Annotated in this window: 27 protein-coding genes and 1 pseudogene; 7 read left to right on the plus strand and 21 right to left on the minus strand. The window is 66.8% G+C overall.

Annotated features, from left to right (window positions below):
• Positions 1-78: 78 nt before the first annotated feature.
• On the minus strand, positions 79-660 hold the full coding sequence (locus CAL28_RS01480) for a winged helix-turn-helix transcriptional regulator (protein WP_094839651.1): 582 nt from the start codon (positions 658-660) through the stop codon (positions 79-81).
• A gap of 212 nt (positions 661-872) precedes the next feature.
• Positions 873-1,355, minus strand: coding sequence for a YajQ family cyclic di-GMP-binding protein (locus CAL28_RS01485; protein WP_094839652.1), 483 nt, complete (start codon positions 1,353-1,355; stop codon positions 873-875).
• A gap of 149 nt (positions 1,356-1,504) precedes the next feature.
• Here CAL28_RS01485 and CAL28_RS01490 point away from each other — a divergent pair, with 149 nt between their 5' ends.
• Both CAL28_RS01490 and CAL28_RS01495 read left to right on the plus strand, forming a co-directional pair.
• A complete protein-coding gene (locus CAL28_RS01490) occupies positions 1,505-2,203 on the plus strand; it encodes a glutathione S-transferase family protein (RefSeq protein WP_094839653.1) in 699 nt (232 codons plus the stop codon).
• Between the two features lie 52 nt (positions 2,204-2,255).
• The gene (locus tag CAL28_RS01495) at positions 2,256-2,774 is read left to right on the plus strand and encodes a DUF2127 domain-containing protein (protein WP_094839654.1); all 519 of its coding nucleotides are present in this window, start codon (positions 2,256-2,258) and stop codon (positions 2,772-2,774) included.
• 132 nt (positions 2,775-2,906) lie between these two features.
• On the opposite strand, the gene cysW is transcribed toward CAL28_RS01495, so the two are convergent.
• From cysW to CAL28_RS01535, 8 genes are all read right to left on the minus strand, one after another.
• A complete protein-coding gene (gene cysW, locus CAL28_RS01500) occupies positions 2,907-3,737 on the minus strand; it encodes a sulfate ABC transporter permease subunit CysW (protein WP_094839655.1) in 831 nt (276 codons plus the stop codon).
• A 45-nt stretch (positions 3,738-3,782) separates the two neighbouring features.
• Entirely contained in the window at positions 3,783-4,622 is an 840-nt protein-coding gene (gene cysT / locus CAL28_RS01505) for a sulfate ABC transporter permease subunit CysT (RefSeq protein WP_094839656.1), read from the minus strand.
• 63 nt (positions 4,623-4,685) lie between these two features.
• A complete protein-coding gene (gene cysP / locus CAL28_RS01510; protein WP_094839657.1) occupies positions 4,686-5,693 on the minus strand; it encodes a thiosulfate ABC transporter substrate-binding protein CysP in 1,008 nt (335 codons plus the stop codon).
• Positions 5,694-5,797: 104 nt separating this feature from the next.
• On the minus strand, positions 5,798-6,628 hold the full coding sequence (gene nudC, locus CAL28_RS01515) for an NAD(+) diphosphatase (protein ID WP_094839658.1): 831 nt from the start codon (positions 6,626-6,628) through the stop codon (positions 5,798-5,800).
• 67 nt (positions 6,629-6,695) lie between these two features.
• Positions 6,696-7,190, minus strand: coding sequence for a peroxiredoxin family protein (locus CAL28_RS01520; protein WP_094839659.1), 495 nt, complete (start codon positions 7,188-7,190; stop codon positions 6,696-6,698).
• 70 nt (positions 7,191-7,260) lie between these two features.
• On the minus strand, positions 7,261-8,007 hold the full coding sequence (locus CAL28_RS01525; RefSeq protein ID WP_094839660.1) for a BON domain-containing protein: 747 nt from the start codon (positions 8,005-8,007) through the stop codon (positions 7,261-7,263).
• The gene (locus CAL28_RS01530; protein ID WP_176463899.1) at positions 8,004-8,597 is read right to left on the minus strand and encodes a phosphoheptose isomerase; all 594 of its coding nucleotides are present in this window, start codon (positions 8,595-8,597) and stop codon (positions 8,004-8,006) included. The genes CAL28_RS01525 and CAL28_RS01530 overlap by 4 nt, the downstream gene beginning before the upstream one ends.
• 11 nt (positions 8,598-8,608) lie before the next feature.
• Entirely contained in the window at positions 8,609-9,097 is a 489-nt protein-coding gene (locus tag CAL28_RS01535) for a YraN family protein (protein WP_254925953.1), read from the minus strand.
• Positions 9,098-9,158: 61 nt separating this feature from the next.
• On the opposite strand from CAL28_RS01535, the gene rsmI reads away from it, so the two are divergent.
• Both rsmI and CAL28_RS01545 read left to right on the plus strand, forming a co-directional pair.
• Complete coding sequence (rsmI, locus tag CAL28_RS01540; protein WP_094839661.1) at positions 9,159-10,091, plus strand: 16S rRNA (cytidine(1402)-2'-O)-methyltransferase; 933 nt, start codon at positions 9,159-9,161, stop codon at positions 10,089-10,091.
• A complete protein-coding gene (locus CAL28_RS01545) occupies positions 10,088-10,717 on the plus strand; it encodes a methylated-DNA--[protein]-cysteine S-methyltransferase (protein WP_094839662.1) in 630 nt (209 codons plus the stop codon). Before rsmI ends, CAL28_RS01545 begins: the two co-directional genes overlap by 4 nt.
• A gap of 109 nt (positions 10,718-10,826) precedes the next feature.
• Here the strand turns inward: CAL28_RS01545 and CAL28_RS01550 are convergent, their stop codons facing one another.
• Both CAL28_RS01550 and rapZ read right to left on the minus strand, forming a co-directional pair.
• Positions 10,827-11,894: a septal ring lytic transglycosylase RlpA family protein gene (locus tag CAL28_RS01550; protein WP_094839663.1), complete on the minus strand. Its 1,068-nt coding sequence runs from the start codon at positions 11,892-11,894 to the stop codon at positions 10,827-10,829.
• Positions 11,891-12,763 carry an RNase adapter RapZ gene (gene rapZ, locus CAL28_RS01555; RefSeq protein WP_094840563.1) on the minus strand — a complete coding sequence of 291 codons (873 nt, stop codon included), beginning with the start codon at positions 12,761-12,763 and terminating at the stop codon, positions 11,891-11,893. Before rapZ ends, CAL28_RS01550 begins: the two co-directional genes overlap by 4 nt.
• A 209-nt stretch (positions 12,764-12,972) precedes the next feature.
• Here rapZ and CAL28_RS01560 point away from each other — a divergent pair, with 209 nt between their 5' ends.
• Both CAL28_RS01560 and CAL28_RS01565 read left to right on the plus strand, forming a co-directional pair.
• Complete coding sequence (locus CAL28_RS01560; protein ID WP_094839664.1) at positions 12,973-13,695, plus strand: c-type cytochrome; 723 nt, start codon at positions 12,973-12,975, stop codon at positions 13,693-13,695.
• A 10-nt stretch (positions 13,696-13,705) separates the two neighbouring features.
• Positions 13,706-15,028 carry a c-type cytochrome gene (locus CAL28_RS01565; RefSeq protein ID WP_094839665.1) on the plus strand — a complete coding sequence of 441 codons (1,323 nt, stop codon included), beginning with the start codon at positions 13,706-13,708 and terminating at the stop codon, positions 15,026-15,028.
• A 19-nt stretch (positions 15,029-15,047) separates the two neighbouring features.
• On the opposite strand, the gene hprK is transcribed toward CAL28_RS01565, so the two are convergent.
• From hprK to CAL28_RS01605, 8 genes and pseudogenes are all read right to left on the minus strand, one after another.
• Positions 15,048-15,974 carry an HPr(Ser) kinase/phosphatase gene (gene hprK, locus CAL28_RS01570; protein ID WP_094839666.1) on the minus strand — a complete coding sequence of 309 codons (927 nt, stop codon included), beginning with the start codon at positions 15,972-15,974 and terminating at the stop codon, positions 15,048-15,050.
• Positions 15,975-15,987: 13 nt separating this feature from the next.
• Entirely contained in the window at positions 15,988-16,443 is a 456-nt protein-coding gene (locus CAL28_RS01575) for a PTS sugar transporter subunit IIA (protein ID WP_094839667.1), read from the minus strand.
• Positions 16,444-16,738: 295 nt separating this feature from the next.
• Positions 16,739-17,062 (minus strand): ribosome hibernation-promoting factor, HPF/YfiA family, encoded by a 324-nt coding sequence (hpf, locus tag CAL28_RS01580; RefSeq protein ID WP_094839668.1) that lies wholly within the window; start codon positions 17,060-17,062, stop codon positions 16,739-16,741.
• 232 nt (positions 17,063-17,294) lie between these two features.
• Positions 17,295-18,083 carry an LPS export ABC transporter ATP-binding protein gene (lptB, locus tag CAL28_RS01585; RefSeq protein WP_094839669.1) on the minus strand — a complete coding sequence of 263 codons (789 nt, stop codon included), beginning with the start codon at positions 18,081-18,083 and terminating at the stop codon, positions 17,295-17,297.
• 81 nt (positions 18,084-18,164) lie between these two features.
• Positions 18,165-18,923, minus strand: coding sequence for a lipopolysaccharide transport periplasmic protein LptA (gene lptA, locus CAL28_RS01590; protein ID WP_254925954.1), 759 nt, complete (start codon positions 18,921-18,923; stop codon positions 18,165-18,167).
• A gap of 98 nt (positions 18,924-19,021) precedes the next feature.
• Positions 19,022-19,642: pseudogene (lptC, locus tag CAL28_RS01595) on the minus strand (LPS export ABC transporter periplasmic protein LptC); the annotation flags it as partial.
• An 87-nt stretch (positions 19,643-19,729) separates the two neighbouring features.
• Positions 19,730-20,335, minus strand: coding sequence for a KdsC family phosphatase (locus CAL28_RS01600; protein ID WP_440588361.1), 606 nt, complete (start codon positions 20,333-20,335; stop codon positions 19,730-19,732).
• A gap of 2 nt (positions 20,336-20,337) precedes the next feature.
• Positions 20,338-21,327, minus strand: a complete 990-nt coding sequence (locus CAL28_RS01605) for a KpsF/GutQ family sugar-phosphate isomerase (protein ID WP_094839672.1) — start codon at positions 21,325-21,327, stop codon at positions 20,338-20,340.
• A 200-nt stretch (positions 21,328-21,527) separates the two neighbouring features.
• On the opposite strand from CAL28_RS01605, the gene purT reads away from it, so the two are divergent.
• On the plus strand, positions 21,528-22,748 hold the full coding sequence (gene purT / locus CAL28_RS01610) for a formate-dependent phosphoribosylglycinamide formyltransferase (protein ID WP_094839673.1): 1,221 nt from the start codon (positions 21,528-21,530) through the stop codon (positions 22,746-22,748).
• Between the two features lie 119 nt (positions 22,749-22,867).
• Here purT and CAL28_RS01615 read toward each other — a convergent pair whose 3' ends face one another.
• Entirely contained in the window at positions 22,868-24,493 is a 1,626-nt protein-coding gene (locus tag CAL28_RS01615; RefSeq protein ID WP_094839674.1) for an ABC transporter substrate-binding protein, read from the minus strand.
• Positions 24,494-24,496 lie beyond the last annotated feature (3 nt).

Here is a 24,496-nt window from a genome sequence, read left to right on the forward strand (position 1 = left end):
GTTTCCGGGCAGGCGCCTGCGGACAGCTCCGGATAGAGGCGGGCGGACGTTATTGGGTGTGCTCGGGCGCGGAACGCTTCAGTCGCCGACGGCGGCGGCAGCGGCGGACGCGGCCGGCGCGGCGTCGTCATACCCCTCCGGATCGAAGCGCTCGTCCGGCGCCAGTCCCTCGCGTTTGCGCGCGGCGAATTCCATGCGGTAACGGGCACGCGGCGTCGCGGCGGGGCCGGCAACCACGGCGTATTCGCCGGGCGCCAGGGTGCGGCCCGTGGACGTGTCCACCCAGCGTTGTTCGACCGGCGCGCCGGTGTCGCGCGCGACCAGCATCATGGCCGGGCCTTCCGGCGCGAAATAGCGATTGCCCCAGGCCATCATGGCCATCATGACGGGGCGGAAATCGTGCGCCATCTGCGTCGGAACGTATTCATGGCGGGTGGGGCGGCGCGTATAGACGCGCTTTTCCAGCAGGCCCAGCCGCACCAGCTCCGCCAGCCTGCGCGTCAGGATGTTCGGCGCGATATCCAGGCTTTTACGGAACTCGTCGAAGCGTGTCATGCCCTGGAAGGCGTCGCGCAGGATCAGCATCGTCCAGCGCTCGCCCACCCGGGCAAGGCTGCGCGCGATAGGGCAGGGCATTTCGGCGAAATCGGTGGGCGTCATGGCGTAGTCACTTTCAATTTGAAAGTGATTCTAATGCGGATAACTTGCAATTTGCAAGTGACATTGCCGCGAGAGGTCGGCGCGATCGGATCGGACGACCGCGATGGGCGCGATCGGCGCAATAAAGACGACTGCCACGATGGCGGGGGCGCCAGGAATGACAACGGCCCGCGCGCAGGCGGGCCGTCCGGGCTTGTACTGGAAAAAGAAACCTAGTCGCGGAAATTCTGGAATTGCAGCGGCAGGTCCACGTCGGTCTTGCGCAGCAGGGCGATGACCGCCTGCAAATCGTCGCGCTTCTTGCCCGTGACGCGCAGCTTGTCGCCGTTGATCTGGGTTTCCACCTTGAGCTTGGCGTCCTTGATGGCTGCGATCAGTTTCTTGGCGATGGGCTGCTCGATGCCTTGCTTGATCGTGACCTTCTGGCGCGCGCCGCCCAGGTTCACCAGCGGGTCGGCCGGGTCCATGCTGCGCGGATCGATGCCGCGCGAGGTCAGGCGCCCGCGCAGGATATCGATCATCTGCTTGAGCTGGAAGGCCGATGGCGCGATCTGCGTTACGACGAATTCCTCGAGTTCGAATTTGGCATCGGTGCCCTTGAAGTCGAAGCGCGTCGCCAGTTCGCGGTTGGCCTGGTCGACGGCATTGCTCAACTCGTGCTTGTCCACTTCCGATACGACGTCGAAGGAAGGCATGGTGGAATCCTCTCTCTGCTGAATACCTGGCGCGATTTTCCCACGGCCGACGGCCGGGCGGAAAGCCGCTATGCTACCGGACGGTCCGGCCCGTTCGCCTGACGCGCCGGACGTTCATCCCGTTCCGCCATCGAGGAGCCCCAGGCAAAATGATCAAGTTCTACTTCAATCCCGGCCCCAATCCCATGAAGGTCGCCCTGCTGCTGGAAGAGCTGGGCCTGCCTTATGAAACCGTGCCGGTCGATATGCGCAAGGGGGAACAGCATCGTCCCGAGTACGTGGCGATCAATCCCAACGCCAAGGTGCCGGCCCTGGTCGACGGCGATGCCACCGTTTTCGACAGTAACGCCATCCTGCTGTACCTGGCTGAAAAGACCGGCCGCTTCCTGCCCGCGGACACGCCCGGCGACCGGGCCCAGCTGCTGTCCTGGCTGATGTTCATCGCCACCGGCGTGGGACCCTACTCCGGCCAGGCCGTGTACTTCCGCAATTTCACCCCGGAGCCGAATCCCGCCGCGCTCAACCGCTACGACTTCGAGGCCGAGCGCCACTGGCGGGTCCTGGACGAACGCCTGGCCGGCCGCCCGTACCTGCTGGGGGACACCTACACGATCGCCGATATGGCGATGTGGGGCTGGGCGCGCATGATGCCCAACATCTTCGGTGGCGAGGATCCATGGTCGCGTTTTCCGGCGGTGCAGCGGCTGTTGAACGAGATCAGCGCGCGACCGGCGGGCGTGGCGGCCGAAGCGTTGAAGGCGCGCTTCACCTTCAAGAAGGAAATGGACGAAGATGCGCGCCGGCAGATGTTCCCGCAACTGGCCCGCATGCAGGCGGGTGCCGCATGACGAGGGCGTCGAGTCCTGGCGTCGTGGCTGAACCGCCCGCCCGGACCGGGCCATGAGCGACCGCGACCCCGTCCTCGATTCCGCGCCGGCCGGCAGGCTGTCGGCGCGCCAGCGCGCGCAGCGCCTGATCGCGCTGGTCGAGGCCGCCAAGGGCGTGGGCGCGCTGGCCGCCAGTATCGGCCTGCTCAGCCTGCTGCACCATGACCTGCGGCGTATCGTGGCGGTGCTGATCGGCCATTTCGGCCTCGATCCCGGCGGCCATTATCCGGAGGAACTCCTGCATTTCGCGACGGTGCTGCAGGACACCAGCCTCCGCACGCTGGTCGCGCTGGCCTCCTGCTATGTGATCCTGCGCCTGGCCGAGGCCTACGGCCTGTGGCGCGACCGCATCTGGGGGGAATGGCTGGGCGCGCTGTCAGGCGCCATCTATGTGCCCTTCGAAGTCCACCACCTGATACATCGGCCGGGCGCGCTGGCCGTGGCGGTGGTGCTGTTCAATGTGGCCATCGTGGCTTTCCTGGCGTGGCAACTGTGGCACCGGCGCCAGCCCGCCGCGCTCGTCCGGCGCTGACCGATCGCCCCGGGCATCGATGCCGCGCCGTCACCGCGCGATCGTGGGCCGGGAACCGGCGCGCAACCGCTCGATGGCGCTACGGTTCGTGGCGGCGGGCCTGGTCCCGCATGGCCTTGTTTTCAATGCGTTTCAATGCGCCGGCCCGCGCACCGTGACGCGCTGTCCCCACTCCATGGCGGTCTTCACGACCATGGTCAGCAGCGCCAGGCAGGCAAGCAAGCCCGCCGCCGTAAACGCGGCCACCGTCTTGTAGTCGTCGTTCAGTTGTTCGATCAGCAGGGGCAGGGTCACGGTCTTGCCGCGGATCGCGCCGGATACCACGGACACCGCGCCGAATTCGCCCACCGCGCGGGCGTTGGTGATGATGGTGCCGTACAGCAGGGCCCATTTGATATTGGGCAGCGTAATGCGCCGGAAAATCTGCCAGCCGCTCGCGCCCAGCGTCAGCGCGGCGTATTCCTCGTCCGAACCCTGGGCCTGCATCAGCGGGATCAGAATGCGCGCCACGAAAGGCGAGGTCACGAATATCGTCACCATCACGATGCCCGGCCAGGCGAACATCAGCTGTATGTCGTGCTGGCCCAGCCAGCCGCCCACCGTGCTTTCCATGCCGTAGACCACCAGGTAGCACAGCCCCGCCACCACGGGCGATGTGGCATACGGGATATCGACCAGCGTGGTCAGGACCTGCTTGCCGCGGAAGTCGTAGCGGGTGACGCACCAGGCCAGCAGGATGCCGAACACCACGTTGATCGGTACGGTCAGCACGGCCGCCAGCAGCGTTAGCCAGATCGCATGGCGCATTTCCTCGTCGCGCAGGTTGTCCACCAGCGCGTGCCAGCCGGCCGATAGGGCCTGCTGGAAGATCAGGGCCAGCGGCAATACCAGCAGAAGGAAAGCACCGGCGATACCGATGGCGATCAGCACCCACTGGCGCCAGTTCTTGGGTCGTTTGCGCATTCCCAGCCTATAGACACGTTTGGATGGCCGCACCCGCCGCGCACGCTAGCGTCCCGGCCGCTGCCACGGCAGCAGGCGGCCTTGCAGGACATGCAGGCCGAACAGCAGCATGAGCGAAGCGGCCAGTACGACCGTCGCGATGGCCGAAGCGGCCGGATAATCGAATTCGGACACGCGCACGAAAATCATCAGCGATGTGATCTCGGTCTTGAACGGGATGTTGCCGGCGATCATCACCACCGCGCCGAACTCGCCCAGGCTGCGGATGAAGGCCTGCGAGGCGCCGGTGAACAGTGCCGGCGTCAGGGCCGGCAGCAGCACGCGCCACAGCGTCTGACTGTCGTTCGCTCCCAGCGTATGCGCCGCTTCCTCGTATTCCGGGCCGATCTCTTCCAGTACCGGCTGCACGGAGCGCACCACGAAAGGCAGGCTGGTGAAGATCATCGCCGACACCAGTCCCGGAAAGGCATACGAGATCTTGATGCCGGCCGCGTCGAACCACTGGCCCACCCAGCCGTTCGGTCCCAGCAGCACCGACAGGGTCAGCCCCGCCACCGCGGTGGGCAGCGCAAAGGGCAGGTCGACCAGGGAATCCAGGAACAGGCGGCCCGGAAAGCGGTAGCGGACAAGGATCCAGGCCAGGAGCAAACCGAACAGCACCACGACGATGGTCGACAGCAGCGCGCCCAGCAGCGTGACGCGGTAGCTGGCCAGCACGCGGGGATCCGTGATGGCCTGCCAGTACTGCGAGGCGCTCATGTCGCTGGCATACGCCAGCAGCGCGGCGATGGGGAACAGGATCACCAGCGAGATGAACAGGCTGCTGACGCCGAAGCTCAGTCCGAAGCCGGGCAGGGTCGGGTGTTGTTTGAAGAAGCTCGCCATACCTGTCACTGGAAAACCGGCCCGCCGCGCGCAAAGGCGCCAGTCTACGCCAACTCGTCGCGCTCAGGACTTGCCGGCGAGCAGCTGGTCCAGGATGCCGCCGCTCTTGAAGTGGGTATCCTGGATCTGATCCCAGGTGCCCAGCGTCTGCGGATCCAGCAGTTCCACCTTGGGGAACCGGCTGGCGTTGGCCTTGACCACTTCGGGGTCGCGCACGCGATAGTTGAAGCTGGCCAGCAGATTCTGGATCTCGGGCGAATACTGGTACTGCAGATAGGCCTCGGCCAGCTTGCGCGTGCCCTTGGCGTCCACCACCTTGTCGACCACGGCCACCGGGAATTCCGCCAGCACGCTGACCGGGGGCACCACCACTTCCAGTCCCAAGGGCTTGAACTCATCGCTGGCGGCGATGTTGCGCACTTCGGACTCGAAGGTCAGCACGGCATCGCCCTGGTTGTTCTGCGCGAAGGCCACCGTGGCGCCGCGGCCGCCGGTCGGGAAGCTCTCCACGTTGTGCAGCAGCTTGCCGACGAAGGCACGGGTCTTGGCCTGGTCGCCATTGAATTTCTGCTGCGCGTACAGCCAGGCCGCCAGGTAGGTATAGCGCGCGTTGCCGGACGTCTTGGGGTTGGGGAAGACGACCTTGACGTCGTCGCGCACCAGGTCATCCCAGGTCTTGATGTTCTTGGGGTTGCCCTTGCGCACCAGGAAGGCGATGGTGCTGTAGTAGGGCGAGCTGTTGCCCGGGAATTTCTTCTGCCAGTCCTTCGCGACCAGCCCCCGCTTGGCCAGGATGTCCACGTCGGGCACCTGGTTGAACGTCACCGTGTCCGCCTTCAGGCCCTGCAGGATCGCCTGTGCCTGGCGCGAGGTGCCGCCGAAGGACTGTTCCACCGTCACGGTTTCGCCGGTCGTTTGCTTCCAGTGGGCGATGAACTTGGGATTGATCGCCGTGAACAGCTCACGGGCAATGTCATACGAGGAATTCAGCAGGGTTTGCTGGGCCGATGCGGCGCCCGGCCCCAGCAGCAGGGTGGCGGCGATCGACGTTGCGAGCAGGCGCTTGATCAAGGTACGGCTCCACGGAAAACGATGGACCGTTCGACGCGAACGGCGCAGGCATCATGCCGGGGCGGCCTAGTAACTCAAACGAATATATTTTGTTTTATATATTTCTAGCGCTTATAAGGTATCGCGCCAGGGGGCAGATGAGCCCGGATCAGCGAGCCCGCGACGGAATCCAGCGGCGGGATATCGGGCAGGCGATCGCCCGGCCCGTACCACTGGGCATCGACGATTTCATGGCCGTCCACCCGGATGTCGCCGCCGTCGTATTCCGCGGTGAAAGCCAGCATCAGGGAATGCGGAAAGGGCCAGGACTGGCTCTTGAAGTATTTCAGGTCGCGCACGCGCAGGCCGACTTCTTCCTCGACTTCGCGGTGCACGGTGGCTTCCAGCGATTCGCCGGCTTCGACGAAGCCGGCCAGGGCACTGTAGCGGCCGGCCACGAAATTGGCGTTGCGCGCCAGCAGGATGCTGTCGCCCTTGCGGATCAACACCATCATGGCGGGGGAAATGCGCGGATACGCCGACAGGCCGCAGTTCGGGCATCTCATGCAGAATTCGTGCGACACGCGGACCGTGGGCGTGCCGCAGTGGCCGCAATAGCGGTGCGTGCGCGCCCATTCCGCGATCTGGAAGGCGCGGCCGGCCACCGCCGAGGCCTCTTCGCCCAGCAGGGGGAACATCTCGCGCAGCCGCTTGAAGGTGTATCCCGGCGGCGGCGCCGCGTCGCGCGCCAGCGCCGCGCTGATACAGGCTTGTCCCAGATGGTGGCCGACGGCCTGCCATTCGACCTTCACGGCCCATTCATGGCTGCGCACCTCTTCGCCCGGCAGCGACAGGTCGTCCCGCACCAGCAGTTCGCTGCCGCGGAACACGAAAACCCGTCCGGCCGGGCTGCCGGCGATCTCGGGCGAGGTGGGGGATGCGGTCGGGTCTGCCATGTGCGGGAACGGCTTTTTATATATAGCCAGCCCCGCGCGGCGGCGGGGCGGTGGGGTGTGGCGCGGCTTAGCCCGCGGCCAGCGCTTTTTCGATCTGCGCGTGGAATTCCTTGGGATCGTACTCGCCCAGGTAGCGCTTGATGATCCTGCCCTGCTTGTCGATCAGGAAAGCGGTGGGGGTCAGGCGGACGTCGCCGAAAGCCTGTGCCGCCTTGCCCTGCGTGTCCAGCGCCACCGTAAAAGGAAGCTTGCGGGTCTGGGCGTAGTTCAGGACGTAGTTCGGCGGATCGTACTGCATGGCCACGGCCACCGTCTGGAAGCCCTGCGCGGAATAGCGGTTGTAGTCGGCGATGGTGTCGGGCATCTGTTTGACGCAGGTCACGCAGTCGGTGGCCCAGAACTTGACCAGCACCACCTTGCCGCGCAGATCCTGCAGCGAGACCTTCCGGCCGTCGATCGAGGCAAAGGTGACATCCGGCGCGGCCTGCACGGGACGCCAGACGAACCAGCCGGCGATACCCGCGACCACCGCGACCATGACTGCGACAACGAGCTTCTTCATTTCGGCACCGTCCCTTCGCGCCCCGTTACGGAACGCATCACGCCTTGCTCCAACGCTTCACCATTGCGGGCTACTTGATCGGCATCGCCTGCGCGCCGCCGCCGCCCGCGGGCGCGGCCGCATCCGAGGCGCCGCCGCCCGTTTCGATGGGCGCCCGCTGCGGCGCGGCATTTGCCGGCGCGGCGCTCGACCCGGCGGTACTGCCCGACAGCCGCACGGCTTCCTCGCGGCTGATGATGTCGAACAGTTTAACCACCTTGGTCACCCCGCTGACGCCCGCCGCGGCGTTCGCCGCATATTCTCCTTCGGCCTGGGTTACTTTCCCCTGAAGATAGACCACGCTCTTGTCCGTGGTGACGGAAATGGAGCCGGATGGCACGAATTTGGTATTGAGCAGTTCGCTGCGGACCTTGGAGCTGAGCCAGGTGTCGTTGGACCGTACGCTGAAGCTGGAGGCCGGGCCTATCGTCAACTGGTTGACCACTTTCTTCACCTTTTCGATGCCCTGCGCCAGCGATGTCGCTTGCGCCTTGGCGGCATCGTTGGGCACTTCGCCCGTCAGCAGCACGACGCCCTCATAGGTATTGGCGCTGACGTGGGCGGTATCGCCCAGTTTCTGCGAAATCGCGTGCTCGACCTTGAAGCTGATGTTCTGGTCGTCCAGCTGGGTGCCGGAGGTGCGGCGGTCCGTCACGACGACCGCCGCGCCGGCGGCGGCGCCGCCCACCACCACCGGGGCGCAGGCCGACAGCGTCACGACCGACGCGGCGAGCGCGGCGGCCAGGGGAATGGCGTTGAATCGGCTCTTGAATGTCATTCAGTGTCTCCCAGCAGTAAGGCATCGATACCATCGCACAAGGCATGCAGCAGCACGATGTGTGCTTCCTGGATGCGCATGGTCCGGTCGGACGGCACGCACAAATGGACGTCGTGCGCGGTCATGAGTTCCCCGATTACGCCGCCGCCCTTGCCGGTCAGCGCGATAACGTGCATTTCGCGCTGTTGCGCGGCCTGGACGGCACGCACCACATTCGGCGAGTTGCCGCTGGTGGAAATCGCCACCAGCACGTCGCCGGGCTGGCCGAGGGCGTTGACCTGGCGTTCGTACACTTCGTCGAAGCCGTAATCGTTGCCCACCGCTGTCAGGATGGAGGTGTCGGTGTTCAGCGCAAGCGCCGCCAAGGGCAGCCGTTCGCGTTCGAACCGGCCGACCAGTTCGGCGACGAAATGCTGGGCGTCCGCGGCCGAGCCGCCATTGCCGCAGGCAAGGATCTTGGCGTTGTTGGCCAGCGCGCCGAAAAGCACGTCCACGGCCACGCTGAGCGTATCGGCCAGCGCGCCGCGGCTGGCCTGGAGGGTGGCGATCGCATTATTGAAGTGCGACACCATGCGAGTCGTCATATCAATCATGCCGCGGATTATCTCACGGGCACATCGAAGGCGTGGCGCAGCCAAAGCGGCGTATCGCCTTCGAAGGCGACCACGTCGAAACGCACCCGGGGTTGCCGTCCGCGCCAGTGGCGTGCCGCCAGCCATGGCAATGCCCAGCAGGCCGCCCGGATCAGCCGTGCCTGCTTGCTCCATCCGACGCTGGCGGCGGCGCCGCCGTAGCGGCCATCGCCGCGCGCGCGCACTTCCACCAGGACAAGCATGTCGCCATCTCTCAGCGCCAGGTCGATTTCCCCCGCCCGGCAGCGCAGGTTGCGCGCCAGCGGACGCAGGCCGGCGCGCACCAGCAACGCCAGCGCACGGTCTTCGTAGTCGGTGCCCACCCTTTGCCTGGGAGAGACCCGGGGCGGGTCGTCCACGGCTGGCGGCGGCCGCGGCGCGCGTCGCCGCCGCCGCAGGCGCATGGCCTGGGCCCGGCGGGAGGTCTCGAACAGCAGGGCGGATGGGTCGTCGGGCATGGTGCGTCGGGGGGCGGATAAGCCACTACACTGGCACGGTCTGCTTCCTATTTTTTCCGCAATGAACGAAAACGTCGCATCGCCGGCTGGCGGCGAGTCCTGGCGCCGGATCGCCGAACGCGTCGCCGCGCAGCAATGGCCCCCCGCCACCCTGTATGTCGTGGCCACGCCCATCGGCAACCTGGGGGACCTTAGCCTGCGCGCCTGGGAAGCCCTGAACCGCGCGGACGTCATCGCCGCCGAGGACACCCGCGAGAGCCGCACCCTGATGGACGCCTGGGGCATCGGTACCCCCTTGATGGCGGCGCACCGCCACAACGAGGCGGCCGCCGCACAGGCGATCTGCGACAGGCTGGCGCAGGGCCAGCGCGTGGCCCTGGTCTCCGACGCCGGCGCCCCCGCGGTCAGCGACCCGGGCGCGCGCATCGTGCGCGCGGTCCGGCAGGCCGGACACGCCGTCGTGCCGGTACCGGGGCCCAGCGCCGTCATCGCCGCCCTCATGGCCAGCGGCGTGACCTCCGACGAGAATCCCGCCTACGTCTTTGCCGGTTTCCCGCCCGCCAAATCGGCGGCGCGCCAGCGCTGGCTGGCGCAATGGTGCGCCCTGCCGGCGCCGGTGGTGATGTTCGAATCGCCGCATCGCCTGGCCGCCACGCTCGCCGACATGCGCGAGACGCTCGGTCCGCGGCGCGAGGTCACCGTCGCGCGCGAACTGACCAAGCGTTTCGAGGAAGTCGCCACCATGCCCCTGGAAGAGGCCGTGCAGTGGCTGGGGGCACAGCCGCATCGCGGCCAGGGCGAGTTCGTGCTGATCGCGCATGCCGCGCCGGCCATGGAGGCCGCCGACGAGGGCGTGGATGCCGCCACCGATGCCTTGCTCGACGCCTTGCTGGAATCCGTTTCGGTGCGCGATGCCGCCCGGGTCGCGGCCCGCGTCAGCGGCTTGCCGCGCGATGTTCTTTACGCCCGGGCGCTGGCGCGCAAGCCATCATGAGCGCGCCCGCCACGCCCTTGCGGCTGCGCATCGTCGAGACGCCGCTCGGGCCCATGCGCCTGGAGGCGGAAGGCGGCGCGCTGGCGGGCGCGTGGTTTGTCGGCCAGGACGACTGCCCGACCACGCCGGAGCCAGCCGCTGCGGTGTGCGCGCCAGCGCCGGCTTGTCGAAATGGATCGGACGCGCCGGCCGTCGCCGGCTTGCAGGGCGCCGCGGCAGTGGACGCCATCCTGGACCAGGCTGCCGCGGAACTGGCGGAGTATTTTGCCGGGCAGCGGCGCGAATTCTCGCTGGCGATGGCCCCGCGCGGTACGCCTTTCCAGCGGCGGGTCTGGGACGCGCTGCGCGATATTCCGTTCGGCGGCCTGGAAAGCTATGGCGCCCTGTCCACCCGTTGCGCGCAGGCTGCCGCGGTGCGCGCGGTGGCGCAGGCCGTTGGGCGCAATCCGATTTCCATTTTCATCCCGTGCCACCGCATCGTCGGCGGCAACAGCGCGCTGACCGGATTCGGCGGCGGCCTGATCCGCAAACAGGCCCTGCTGGCGCTGGAGGGACACACTTACGCCACCGCATCGCCGGCCGCGAAAAAGCTGGAGCGAAACCTGGCGCAGGGTAGTCTCTGGTAGGCATGGCCGGGTCCGGCCTGCGGATACTACGTTCGCGTGTTCCGGCTTGAGCTTCCGGCTTCAGCTCCCGTCCTGAGGCTTGCGCCCTGATCGGCCTACGGCTTCCCGCCTAGCGCGTTGCGATGGTGGGGAGTATGCCCGTGCTGCTGGTGACCGTCTGCACCGCCGACATCGCCGCATTGCGGTCGGCATAAGGGCCGACACGGACGCGATACAACTGGCCGGCCTGTTCCACCGTGGCGGGCGGCAACCCTGCCGCGGTCAAAGGCCCGTTCACCCGTGCGGCCAGCGTTTGCGCATTGGCCGATTGGCTGAACGCCCCCAGTTGCAGATAGACGGAACCGGCGGCGACCGGTGCCTGGGCCGTGGCCGGCGTCGCAACGACGGGTGCCGCCGCCACGGATACCGGTGGCAGGGGCGTGGGACCGCCGGCCGCGTCGCCGCGTCCGGCCGGCAGCGCATTCAGCGCGGTACCGCCGGACGCCGCGCCCGCGGCCGGCGCCAGCGGCATCGCGCTGGGGGTTTCGCCGGCCGACAGTGTCACCGGCACGGGCGTGGACACCGTCGACGCCGTGGCAGTGTCGGCGTTTCCGCCGCCGTTTCTTTCGCGTTCCGCGACCATGCGCCGCACTTCGTCGGGCAGTATCCGCTGCACCGTGACTTCCCCGCTGCCCGGGCCGATGATGCCGAGCTTGTAGGCCGCGACATACGAAAGATCCATGATGCGGTTGTCATGGAAGGGGCCGCGGTCGTTGACCCGCACGATGATGGTCTTGCCGTTGATGGCGCTGGTGACGCGCGCATAGCTGGGAATCGGCAGCGTCGGATGCGCGGCCGTCATCGCATACATGTCGTAGGGTTCGCCGATCGATGTCGAGTTGCCGTGGAATTTCTTGCCATACCACGACGCGATGCCGCGTTGCGTGTATGGCTGGTCGCCCGTCATCGGTACATAGCGTTTGCCGAAGACCACATAAGGCCGATTGGCGCCGCCGGCCAGCGGCTCGATGCGCGGGGCGGCGTCCGGCACGGCGTCCAGGTTGCTGGGCGGATGGGCGTCCGGGCCATCGTCCTTGTAGTAGCCACCGCCCTTGCGCCCGCCGGTACTGGAACAACCCGCCACCACCGCGGCCAGCAAAGCGATGACAAGTAGATTGCGCAAGTGCCGGAAACTCATGCGTGTTCTTCGGGGAGTTGGGTGCGGTGTCGGACCAGCAGGGGTTGGTGATCGGCGAAGCGCTGCGCCAATTGTTCGACGACATAGACGGAGCGGTGCTGCCCGCCGGTGCAGCCGATGGCCACCGTCAGATAGCTGCGCGTGTCTTCCATATAGCGCGGCAGCCATTTGCGGATGAAGACCGAGATATCGTCGATCAGCTGGCGCACGGTGTCGAAGCTGGCCAGGTAGGCGGCCACCGGGGCATCCCGCCCGGTCAGCGGGCGCAATACCGGATCGTAGTAAGGGTTGGGCAGGCAGCGCACGTCGAACACCAGGTCGGCGTCGCGCGGCACGCCCCGCTTGAAGGCGAACGACTCGAAGGTCAGCACGACCGCCTGGCGGTCGGCCTGCACCAGGTCGCGGATCCACGCGCGCAACTGGCCCGGCGTGAGCTCCGACGTGTCGATCACATGTTCCTGCTCGCGCAGGGGCGCCAGCATCTCGCGCTCCACGCGTATGCAATCGAGCAGCGAAGCCGGCTTGCCGCCGCGCTGCAGGCGATCGGTCAGCGGATGGCGCCGGCGCGATTCGGAATAGCGCTGGACCAGCGTGTTGGTGTCGGCATCCAGGAACACCACCCGGATGCGGGTGCCCACCGCGCGCAGCGTGGCGATGGCGGCGGGCAGCTCGGCTAGCTCGCCCGGCGAGCGCACATCGATGGCCACGGCCACGCGCGCCATGGCGTCATCGCGCGCGCTGGCGATAAAGTCGGACAGGAAACGGACCGGCAGGTTATCGACGCAGGTATATCCGGAATCCTCCAGCAGTCGCAGGGCGACCGATTTGCCGGAGCCGGATATGCCGGTGATGAGGACGACGCTGAACATGACCATGATTGTGGCATGAATTGTGTTGCCGGATTTCTTCGCGCGCCGGCCGGATGCGCCCGCTGGGCCCTGGCACAAGCAATATCGCCGCGGTCGGACGGGACGCGTACGTAACTGATATGCCCGTAAACTGTGTGACTGCCCCTGTTCTGTTTTCGCGAAAACAGGCCTAATCCAGCATACCTATACAAAAAAAAGAGGCGCGATCGATGGGAGTCTTCAGGCTGTGCCGCGCCGCCTGCGCGGCGGCGTTCCTGGCGGGCGCGTCCGTGGCCCAGGCGCAGGACCCCGGCAACGCGCCGCTCGAACCGGGCACCATGCGGGCTCGGGTGGCGGCCTGTACGGCCTGTCACGGCGAACAAGGCCGCGCCGGCCCGGACGGCTACTACCCGCGCCTGGCCGGCAAACCCCGCGACTACCTGTACCACCAACTGCAGAATTTTCGCGACGGTCGCCGCCAGTATGCCCCCATGGCGCATCTGCTGCGCAATCTGCCGGACAGCTATCTGCGGGAGATCGCGGCGTATTTCGCCGACCAGCATGTGGCCTATCCGCCGCCCTCGCGCGCCGATGTCGGCGCGGCCATGCTCGAACGCGGCCGCCTGTTGACCACCGCGGGCGAACCGGGGCGCGGCGTGCCCGCCTGCGTCGCCTGCCACGGCGCGAACCTGGGCGGCCTGGCGCCCGCCATCCCCGGGCTGCTCGGCTTGCCGCGCGACTACCTGCTGGCGCAGATCGGCAGCTGGCGCAGCGGCACGCGGCGAGCGGCCGAACCGGACTGCATGGCCCATGTGGCCCGCCAGCTGGATCCGGAGGATGTCGCCGCGGTCGCCGCGTGGCTGTCCTCGCAGCCCGTACCGCCCACGTACCAGCCCGCCGCGGCGGCATCGATCACCCTACCCACCGCCTGTGGCAGCCAAACGCAGGAATAGCCTCTTGCCCATGTCCTCCACCCCCTCGAACGACTCCCCGCGCGGGGCGCGCGGCAGAACCGCCGGCCGGATCGCCGTCCGTATCGTCGTCGCGCTGCTTCTGGTCCTGGCCGCCGGCGTGGCCGCGCTGGCATGGCGCGGTTATCGCGACGATCCGTCCACCGGACCGCTCCAGGCCAGCGCCGATCCCGCCCAGCGCGTGGCCTACGGCGCCTACCTGGCCAAAGTGGGCGATTGCATGGCTTGCCACACGGTGCCGGGCGGCCAACCGTATGCCGGCGGCGCCGCTATCCCGACGGCCTTCGGCACCTTCTACGGCCCCAACATCACCCCCGACCCGTCCACCGGCATCGGCGCCTGGACGGCCGACGATTTCTGGCGCGCCTTGCACCAGGGCAAGGCACCGTCGGGCGCGCTGCTGTATCCGGCCTTCCCCTATACGGAATACACCCGCATCAGCCGCGCGGATGCCGACGCGCTCTATGCCTATCTGCGCACCGTCGCGCCGGTTGCCCGTCCCAGCAGGCCGCATGACCTGGATTTCCCCTATGGTTGGCGGCCCTTGCTGGCGCTGTGGCGGGGCCTGTATTTCCAGCCCGGCGTGCACGCCGATGCCGGCGCCGATAGCGAGCTGGCGCGCGGCCGGTACCTGGTCGACGGCCTGGGGCATTGCATCGCCTGCCATGCGCCGCGCAATGGGCTGGGCGCCACGCCCGGCGGATCCGGCCTCGCGGGCGGCACCATCGAAGGCCTGGGGTGGTACGCACCCGCATTGGATGGCGATCCGCGCAACGGCCTGGGACGGTGGTCGCAAGACGATATCGTGGCCTTGCTGAAAACCGGCACCAGCGCGTACGGCGCTGCCGCCGGCCCGATGGGCGAAGTCGTCGCGGGCAGCACGCAATACCTGACCGATGCCGACGCGCGCGCGATCGCGGTGTATCTGAAGTCGCTGCCCGCCGGCCCGGCCCCAGCCGCGGCGACCGTGCGCGAGGCAGGCGGCATGCGGCGCGGCGCGGCCGTGTACGAGCAGCATTGCGTGCAATGCCATGCCGCCGACGGCCAGGGCAAAGGCAGGGACTGGCCGGCGCTGGCGGGCAATATCAGCGTCACCGCGCCCTATCCGGGCAATGTCATCCACATGGTGCTCGAAGGCGGTTTCGCGCCGGCCACGGCGGGCAATCCGCGTCCGCACGGCATGCCGCCGTTCGGCCAGGTACTGGGCGACGATGACGTCGCCGCCGTGGTGAGCTATGTGCGCAACAGCTGGGGCAATGCCGCGGGCGGCGTGACCTCGTTGCAGGTCAAGCAAGCCCGGGCGATAGGCGGATAGGCGCCGACGCGCCCGGGGTTTACTTGCTGTTCTGCAGGATCGCCATGGCCTGGCGTTCCATGAATTCGCCCAGCGTGTCGATGCCGCGCAGCTTCAGGATGGTGTTGCGTACCGCGGCTTCCACCAGCACGGCCAGGTTGCGGCCGGCGGCCACCTGCAGCATCACCTTGCGGATGGGCAAGCCCAGCATGTCCTGCGTAATGTCCTGCAGCGGCAGCCGTTCGAACTTGTCCTGGGCCGTCGCGCGCACCAGGTGCACGATCAGCTTCAGGCGCATCTTGCGGCGCACGGACGTCTCGCCGAAGATGGTGCGGATGTCCAGCAGGCCCAGGCCGCGCACCTCCAGCAGGTTCTGCAGCAGCGAAGGGCAGTGGCCCTCGATCATGTTCGGCGCCGTGCGCGAGAGTTCGACCGCGTCGTCCGCGACCAGCCCGTGCCCGCGCGAAATCAATTCCAGCGCCAGCTCGCTCTTGCCCAGGCCCGATTCGCCGGTGATCAGCACCCCCAGCCCCAGCACGTCCAGGAAAACGCCGTGCACCGTGGTGGTCGGCGCCAGCTTCTTGCCCAGGTAAATGCGCAGGAGATCGATCAATTGCGCGGCGGGAACCGGCGTGCTCAGCAACGGCACCTGGTGCTGGTCGCATTGGTCGATGAGGTCCTGCGGTGCGGTCAGGCCATCGGCCAGCAGGATCGCCGGCACGCCGCCGATCAGCAGTTCGTCCATGTGGTGCATGCGACGCCGCAGGTCGAAACGGGTGTAGTAGGCCAGCTCTTCCTGTCCGAACACCTGGATGCGCGAGGGGTGGATCAGGTTCAGGTGGCCGACCAGGTCGGCCGCGGCCATGCCGTCGTCCGGCACGACCCGATCCGCCGCGCCTTGTCCCGCGATCCAATTGAAGGGGATTTTGTCGGCGTTGTCGTCGACCAGTTCCTGGACGGTAAGCATGGCGATGGGAAGATCAGAGTGTGCCGGTCGTCAACATGCGATGCACCGCCACTGGATCGGTTTCCGTGGCCAGGGCTTCGCGTAGGGGTTTGTTGGACATCAATTGCGCGAGCTCGGCGAGTATATCCAGGTGCTGCTGGGTCGCGTTCTCCGGCACCAGCAGGAACAGCAGCATGCTGACCGGCTGATTGTCCGGCGAGTCGAAGGGCACGGGCCGCGACAGGCGAAAAAACGCCGCCACCGCCTCGTCCAGCGACTTGACCCGGCCGTGCGGTACCGCGACGCCTTGGCCCAATCCGGTGGAACCCAGCCGCTCCCTGGCGAAGAGGCTGTCGAATACGGTCGAACGGGCCAGGCCGTGATGGTTTTCGAAAAGCAGGCCCGCCTGTTCGAATGCCCGCTTCTTACTGGTGGCCAGCAGGTCAAGCACGACATTCCCGGCAGGCAGGATGCGGGGCAGATGATTCATGATTGGATTATATGTTCATATGCCGCAACGCAAAAAAACAGATAAGGCGGCGCGCGGCGTCGTTATTCCCTCACGCGGAGAGATCGCTTCTGGCAAATGGGGATTCGGTGCAGGTGGGAAATACGGGAGGCGGGGGTTTGCTGCGTCAGGGCCGCAAGCCGGGCCGGGGGAGGTTCAGCATGACCGATGCCCCGAAAACGTGGAATCTGCGGGACATCGGCGCTTGGGACCTGCGTTGCGCGTGTGGCGCGAACTTATCGCTCGTCAACGAGCGTTCGTGAGGCGCGGTGCGGCGTCAGGCCGCTGCGGGTAGTCGCTTCACGGACTCGGTGGCGTGGCTCTGTACCTTATCCTTGTGTCTGATAACCTGACGGTCGATTTTATCGGCGAGCAAGTCAATGGCGGCGTAGAGGTTTTCATCCTGTGCTTCGCAATGGATGTCCTTGCCTCGCAATCTCATGGTGACTTCGGCGGTATGTCGCAAAGGTTCCACCGAGAGCATGACCTGCACATCGATGATGTGATCGAAATGCCGCAGAGCTCGCGCCAATTTGTTCACTACATACTCCCGGATCGCCGGGGTGACGTCGAGATGACGACCGCAGATGCTTAGATTCATAGTGCAATCTCCTTCTGCCAAGAAAAGGTTCGTTTGCGCGTAAGAGCAAAGATTTCCCGCTGTGTATCTCCTTTTGTAAAAAACGAAGGAACCGATACTTTCAGAGCCCTGCCCACCGCCCTACGGCTGAGTGAAATGCGGCGCCCTGTAATCCTAGTGTAAAGACTCCAGCGGGCAATTCAATCCGTCCCTGAAAGAAGTCCGCGACCCGCCCGTTGAAACGCGTCGATCGTTACATTTTGAAGTGTTCACCCAGATAGACGCGCCGCACGGCGGGGTCGCCGACGATGTCTTCCGGATGGCCGTCCGTCAATACCTTGCCTTCGCTGATGATGTAGGCGCGGTCGCAGATGCCCAGCGTTTCGCGAACGTTATGGTCGGTGATCAATACACCGATGCCGCGGCTTTTCAGGAAGCGCACGATGCGCTGGATTTCGATCACGGCAATCGGATCGACCCCGGCGAACGGTTCGTCCAGCAGGATGAAGCGCGGGCTGGTAGCCAGGGCGCGCGCGATTTCCACCCGGCGGCGCTCACCGCCGGATAGGGAAATCGCCGTATTGCCGCGGATATGGCCGATCTGCAGTTCGTCGAGCAGCAGTTCGAGGTTTTCATTGATGGCCTGCGCGGAGATCTGCCGTCCGCGCTCGTCCTGCTGCAGTTCGAGCACGGCACGGATATTCTGTTCCACGGTCAGCCGGCGGAATACGGAGGCGTCCTGCGGCAGGTAGGACAGGCCAAGGCGGGCGCGCTTGTGTATGGGCAGCCCGGTGATGTTCTGTTCGTCGATCTCGATACGGCCGGCCTCGGCCGGCACCAGCCCCACGATCATGTAGAAGCTGGTCGTCTTGCCCGCGCCGTTCGGCCCGAGCAGGCCGACGACTTCGCCGCTGTCCACGGAAAGCGATACGTCCTGTACGACGGTGCGGCCGTGGTAGGTCTTGCGCAGGCCTACCGCGCGCAGGCTGCTGGGACGGGACGTGGCCGGCGTCTGGGCTTCGGGAGTGGCTTGCGTGATCATTGAGCGTGGCTGCAGTCGGGTAAACGGGATACCGGCGATGCCGGTGGCGCGCCGGCCGCGCTGGCGCGGCGGCGGGAAGGATCAGGGCTTGACGGCGGACTTGCCGGGGGCGGCTTTGCCCGCGGCTGGCTTGCCCTGTTGCGCCCGGCATTCCGCGATGGCCGCATCGGTGCGCGCGCGCGGTTCCATGACGGACCGGACGCGGCCGGCGGGCGCCGAGGATTCGGGGCCGCCTATGGCCTCGTAGGTGCCTGCCTTGTCGTTGTAGCGGACGCGGTCGCCACGGATGGTGTCGAAGGGCTTGCCGCAGATGAAACGCGTCACGACGGCCTGGCCGATCAGGTCGAAGGTACTCTTGGTGCCGTCGTATTCGGCGCGGCGTCCCACCCCTTCGATCACCTCGAAGTTTTCCGGACGTTCCTGGCGCACGGTCACCATCTTGCCCGGGCTGGCCAGCGCGGTGCCGTACTGGTTGCCCTGGGCATCCTCGCGCATCTGGAGTTCGTCGGAATGCAGGGTCATCAGGCCGCGCGTCATGATGACGTTGCCGGTGAACACGCTGGTCTTCTTGACATCATCGTAGTGCAGGGTTTCCGACAGGATTACCGTGTTCGGTTCCTGCTCTGGCGTCTGCGCGCCGTCCTTGCCGGGGGCCTTCGACCCATTGGTGCCGGGGCTTTTCTTGGCGGGCGCCTGTCCCGACACGGCGGGCGCCGGCGAGGTGGCGGGCGCCACGGGGGTGGACGCTGCGCCTTGCGCCTGCGCGCCGGCGGCGGCCATGGCAAGGATGACGCCGGTCAGCCAGACAGACGGCGGGCGTTTGGGGAGTGCAATCATCATTGTTTTTTTACGGATGCGTGGGCGGGCGCCTGCGCGGACGCGGCGGGCGTCCGGGCGGGCGGTTGTGTATCGGTCCGCGGCGCGGGCGAGCCATCCGCGGGCTTGGATTGATCCTTGGGCTTGTCCTTGGAATTCGTGTGCTGCGTATCCGCGGGCGCGATTTCCACGTTGGTGGACGAGAATACTTCCAATTGGCGGGTCTTGTTGTTGTACTTCATTCCCGTCCCGTTCATGCGCGACTGGCCGCGCGTCACCAGCGCGGGCAATGTGGTGCTGATCGTATCGTCGTCGGGCAGGATCACCAGCTGCTCGCTGCGCACGTCCAGCGGCGGCGTGTCCGCATCCGGCTGGCGATGCATGTGCGCGTTCTTGTCCATCACGATGCGCTTGCCGCCTTCATACATCGTGGCCGTCTCGGACGTCGCCACGGTGATGGGCGTGTTGGGGCGCAAACCGACGGCACGCGGGTCGGTCACCACGTAGGAATCGTCGTCCGGGTAGTGTTCGCCGTAATCGCCTTCCATGCGGTTGATGGGCTTGCCGTCCTGGCCGGTGCGCACCATGACGAAATTGCGCGACCACGCGTCCATTTCGTGCGTCAGGCGCCGTGGCGGATCGGTCGGCACGGCCCGCTGGGTATAGTCGGCCGCCCACCACGTCCCGAGAACCAGGGCGAGGAGCAGAAACAGCGCGATCAGCGATGGGAAGCGTTCTTTCATGCGATACGGTAGGTCATTCTGTGCGGTGCGGTCCGGTGGTGTGCGGTGGCGTGGTGTGCGATGGCGGGAGTGGAGGACAGGCCGGGGTTACTGGATCGCGCCCGGGCCGAGCAGCCCCGGAGAGGCCAGCAGCGCGCCGAGCCGGCCCTGGCACGCCAGCAGCACGTCGCAGCATTCGCGCACCGCGCCGCTGCCGCCGGGCAGGGTGGCCACCCAGTGCGCCCCCTGTGCTACGTAGGCCGGGGCATTGGGTACGGAGGCGGCGAAGCCGGCTCGCTGCATGGCCGGCAGATCGATGATGTCGTCGCCCATGTAGCCCGTCTGCTCCAGCGTCACGCCGCTGCGCTGCGCCAGTGCCGCAAGGGCGCCGCCCTTGTCGCGCACGCCCTGCATGACTTCCGCGATGCCCAGTTCCGCGGCGCGCCGGTCCACGATGGGGCCGGACCGGCCCGTGATGAGCGCGACCGCGATGCCGCCTTCGGCCAGCAGGCGCAGGCCATGACCATCCAGAGCATTGAATCGCTTGAAGAGTTCCCCATGCTCGCCGTAGTACAGGCTGCCGTCGGTGAGCACGCCGTCCACGTCGAACACCATCAGGCGCACGGCGGCCGCGCGCTCTTTCACGGCGGGCTGCAGTCGCGCCAGTATCAGGGCTTCCGCGGGATGTATCGCCGAACGCGCCGTTGCAATCATGTTCATACCACCTTCGCCGCCATCAGGTCGTGCATGTGTAGGGCGCCGATCAGTACGCCATCGGGATCCAGGACGAGCATCTGGCTGACGCGCAATTCGTCCATCTGTTGGGCGGCGACCACCGCCAGGGCATCGGGGGGCACCGTATGCGGCGACACCGTCATGCCATCCGTGATCTTCAGACCGCGGACGTCGCCGTGGCGTTCAATGAGGCGGCGCAGGTCGCCGTCGGTGAAGATGCCCAGCGGATGCCGCCGCTCATCCACGATGACCGTCATGCCCATGCGCTTGCGGGACATTTCCTCCAGGGCGCGGGACAGGGGAGCATCCGACGGCACCATGGGCAGGTCGTCGCCTTGCCGCATGACGTCCCGCACATGGGTCAGCAGGCGCCGGCCCAGCGTGCCGCCGGGATGCGAGCGCGCGAAGTCCTCCGGCCCGAAGCCGCGTGCTTCCAGGCAGGAGACAGCCAAAGCGTCGCCCAGCGCCAGCGCCGCCGTCGTGCTGGCGGTGGGCGCCAGGTTCATGGGACATGCTTCCTGCGTGACGCTGACGTCCAGGTGGATATCGGCCTGCCGGGCCAGTTCGGAGGACGGGTTGCCGGTCATGGCCACCACGCGCGTGCCCAGGCGCCGCGCGGCCGGCAGGATGGTGAGAAGTTCGCTGCCCGAGCCGGAATAGGAAATGGCGATCAATACGTCGTCCGCGGTGAGCATGCCGAGGTCGCCATGCACGGCTTCGGCCGCATGCAGGAAAAACGACGGTGTCCCGGTGGATGCCAGCGTGGCGGCGACCTTGCGCGCGATATGGCCTGTTTTGCCGATACCGCTGACCACCACGCGGCCACGGCAATTCAGCAGCATGTCCACGGCGTGGGCGAAACTGTCGTCCAGACGGGCTTCCAGTTCGTGCAGGGCTTGCGCCTCGATGCGCAGCGTGCGCCGGGCCGAGGCCAGCGCCGCGTCCGGAGAAGTAGCGGGAAGGGCATTCATGGAGCGATTTTAATCGCAGAGCGGCAACTTGCCCGCGGCGTAGGCGGTTGTTTCCGTCACACCCGGCGCGGCACGGAAGGGCTGGCCGATTTCCAGGGTCCCAGGGCCGCCCGGCCGGGTTGCCCGGGCACGGGCGCTATGGCATGCTGGCGGGCTCCCATGCCGCGGGCCCGGCCCGTTCTCCACACGCAGGTTTTCCCATGTCCACGATCCCCGCACCCCGATTCGGCACGCCGCTGTCTTCCGCCGCCACCCGCGTCATGCTGCTGGGTGCCGGAGAGCTCGGCAAGGAAGTCGTCATCGCCTTGCAACGCCTGGGGGTGGAGGTCATAGCCGTGGACCGCTACGCCGACGCCCCCGGCCAACAGGTGGCCCATCGCGCGCACGTGGTCTCCATGACCGACCGCGACGCGCTGCGCGCCGTCATCGAACGCGAGCAGCCCCATGTCATCGTGCCGGAAATCGAGGCCATCGCCACGGACCTGCTGGTGGAGCTGGAAGCGGCGGGCACCGTCCGCGTCACGCCCACGGCGCGCGCGGCCCAGCTCACCATGAACCGGGAGGGCATACGCCGCCTGGCGGCGGAAACCCTGGGCCTGCCCACATCGCCGTACAAATTCGTCGATACCGAGGCGCAGTTGCGCGACGCCATCGCCGGCGGCATCGGCTACCCCTGCGTGATCAAGCCCGTCATGTCCTCGTCGGGCAAGGGGCAATCGGTCATCAAAGGCCCGGACGACGTCGCCGCCGCCTGGCGTTATGCCCAGGAAGGCGGCCGCACCGGCGCCGGCCGCGCCATCGTGGAAGGCTTCATCCGTTTCGACTACGAAATCACCCTGCTTACCGTGCGCGCCCGCGGCGCTTCCGGCGAGATCGAGACCGCTTTCTGCGCGCCCATCGGCCATAAGCAGGTCGATGGGGACTATGTCGAAAGCTGGCAGCCGCATCCCATGTCGCCGCTGGCGCTCGAGCGCGCCCGCGCCATCGCCCTGGCGGTAACCGGCAACCTGGGCGGCCTGGGCCTGTTCGGGGTCGAATTGTTCGTCGCCGGCGACCAGGTCTGGTTCTCCGAAGTCAGCCCGCGTCCCCATGACACCGGCATGGTGACCATGATCACGCAGGTCCAGAACGAATTCGAATTGCATGCCCGCGCGCTGCTGGGCTTGCCGGTGGACGTCGGCATGCGGCAAGCCGGCGCCAGCAGCGTGATTTACGGCGGTGTAGAGGCCAAGGCCGTGACCTTCGACGGCGTGGCCGCGGCGCTGGCCGAACCAGGCACCGATATCCGCCTGTTCGGCAAACCCGAATCCTTCGTCAAGCGCCGCATGGGCGTGGCCTTGGCGACCGCCGATGACGTGGATACCGCCCGGGAGAAGGCGCTGCGCGTGTCCGGCGCGGTGACCGTAAAGGCGGCGCCGTAGTCGCGTGAAGCCCGGGCCGCGAATCCGGTCCGGTTCAGCATGTGCTCGCCGGCGCCGGTCCGCGCCGGAACGAAAAAACGCCCGGGGGACCCGGGCGTTTCGGCTATCGCGGCCGCGGCTTATTTGCCGGCCGGTTTCGCCGACATGGCCAGCGTGAACTGGTCGCGGCGGCCTTCGTAGACGATGCCCTTGCGGTAAGCCCACAGCGTGCTTTCGAAGTGCAGCGGGATCAGCGGCACATCGGCCAGCGCGATCTTCGTCGATTCCTCCAGCAGCTTGCGCCGCTTGTCGGCGTCCACGGTGGTCGCGGCTTCCCGGTAGACCTTGTCGAATGCCGGATTGGAATAGCCGCCGTAGTTGCTGGTCCCCAGGGACTTCGCCGCGTCCAGCGACGTTACCCACAATTGGAACAGCGCCGATGCCTCGCCGACTTCCGACGGCCAGCCGCCCATCGAAAAGCTGAACTCCCTCTTGGCCCGCTTGGGAAAGTAAATAGACGCGGTCATCGCATCGACATTGGTCTTGATGCCGATGCGCGACAGGTACTGTGCGACCGCCTGCGCGACCTGGCCGTCATTGATATAGCGGTCGTTGGTCGAGGACAGCGTCAGCTCGAAGCCATCGGGATAGCCGGCCTCGGCCAGCAGCTTCTTCGCCCCGGCGGGGTCGTATTTGATCTCCGGCGCATGGGCCAGGCCGCCGAACATGCCGTCCGGCATGTATTGATAGGCGGGCGTCGCCATGCCGTCCATGATGCGCTGCGTGATGGCCTTGCGGTCGATCGCCATATTGATGGCCTGGCGCACGCGCAGATCCTGCAACGGATTCTTGCCGTTGGGCGCCTTTACCTGCGGGCTGGGATCGCGGCCCACATCGGGCTGGAAGAACACCAGCCGGGTCGACGGGGTGGCCACATAGGCGAACTTGGGATTCTCCTTCAGGCGGGGGATGTCGCGCGCCGCCGGGTTTTCGATCAGGTCGAAATCGCCCGAGAGCAGGCCGGTCATGCGCGGACCGGCATTGGGCACGGGCACCATCTTGACTTCTTTCCAGTACGGCTTGGGGCCCCAGTAATGCTCGTTGCGCACCAGTTCGATGCCCGTGCCCTTCACGTAGGACTTCAGGACGTATGGGCCGGTGCCGATCGCGTCCTTGCCGTTGTTGAAGTCGACCACGGTGGGCCAGGGGCCCGTCACGCCGCAGCCTTCCTTGGGCGCGAACGTCAGTTTGCCGTGCGGCACGATGCCGTTCCAGATGATGGGCAGCGAGCGGGCGATCTCCGCCGGCATCACCGGCAGCGGCTGGCGCGTCTTGATGATGACCGTGTAGTCGTCCGGCGTCTGCACATCGGCGAACATCTGCGTCAGCGTGGCATACGACCTGGAAATATTCGTCTCGTTGTTCAGCGTGCGGCAGATCGTGAACAGCACGTCCTGCGACGTGAACGGCTTGCCGTTGGAAAAGGTCACGTCGTGGCGCAGCTTGAATTCCCAGGTCAGGTCATCCAGGTTCTTCCAGGATGTGGCAAGCGCCGGTACCAGATTCATATCCGCGTCGCGTCCGATCAGCGAGCTGTAGACGTGTGCCGAAAAGGCATCGTTCGCCGACATCTTGTGATAGTGCGGGTCCGCGGAGGTCGGCTCGGCCGATAGCGCGATCTTCAAGGTCTGGGCCTGGGCCGGGACGGCCGCGGCGATACCGACGCTGGCGCACAGCAGCGCCAGGGCATGGCGGGGAAACAGCATGGA

The organism is Bordetella genomosp. 11 (assembly GCF_002261215.1).
Lineage (GTDB): Bacteria > Pseudomonadota > Gammaproteobacteria > Burkholderiales > Burkholderiaceae_B > Bordetella_C.